This window comes from Oleiphilus sp. HI0043 (assembly GCF_001634935.1).
Genome location: NZ_LWEY01000381.1, coordinates 1 through 799, shown reverse-complemented (window position 1 = coordinate 799; position 799 = coordinate 1). Strand labels below are relative to the sequence as shown.

Here is a 799-nt window from a genome sequence, read left to right as displayed (position 1 = left end):
AGAGTATCGCCAGCTGATAAAAATACCGAATAGCCCTTGCCAGATTACTAGTGCGAGTACCGCAGGGAAAAAAAGAATATGCATTGGTAAACCCATTAAAGCGATGTGCAGAAGTATTATAGCCACCGCACCGATACCGAAATATACATGCGTTCTATTTAATAGATTGATCAAACTATCTATAAGCGGCGGGTCAAGCTCTATACTGTATTCTGGTAAGAGCCTTTTAGCGATAGCCCCTTTTCCAAAAAACAATTTGATTAGAGTTCTGGCGTAAATGAATACGAGTAGCCATAAACCAATCTCTCCTAACCCTTCACCTATTTCAGCTAAAAATGTTTCACGCTCTTCAACTGGCGGGTAAAGGCTAAGGGCGTATATATAATATCCAATTGATAAGGCTACAGTGCTTCCTGTAAAAATAAGAATCTTTTTTAAACCCGTAGATACCGATTTCATTGTTTCATATTCCTAACGCCTACATTTGTGGCCGAACGAAGTGAGGTCCGGCCCAGCCGTTTTTTGGCTGGGCGATGCAAGATGGCCTTGTTACACGTTTTGATAGTTTGATACCTCGATAAGGTTGCCGTCAGGATCTCTAAAATATACTGACTCAACTTTACCTTTTGCACCTGTACGGCTTACTGGCCCCTCGATCACTGTAACGTCACAACTGTTTAAATGCTCGATAGCACTACCTATCGGGGTGGTAATAATAAAACATAAATCAGCATTACCTGATTTAACATTATTCGCTTTAGGTTCGAATTCACTGCCCAGTTGATGGAGGTTTATTTTC

General features: G+C 40.9%; 1 protein-coding gene and 1 pseudogene. Both read right to left on the bottom strand.

Annotated features, from left to right (window positions below; all coding sequences use genetic code 11):
• On the bottom strand, positions 1-459 hold a 459-nt coding region (locus A3729_RS05160), incomplete at its 3' end, for a hypothetical protein (RefSeq protein WP_068633317.1).
• A 90-nt stretch (positions 460-549) separates the two neighbouring features.
• Positions 550-799 (bottom strand): annotated as a pseudogene (locus tag A3729_RS32245) (VOC family protein); the annotation flags it as partial.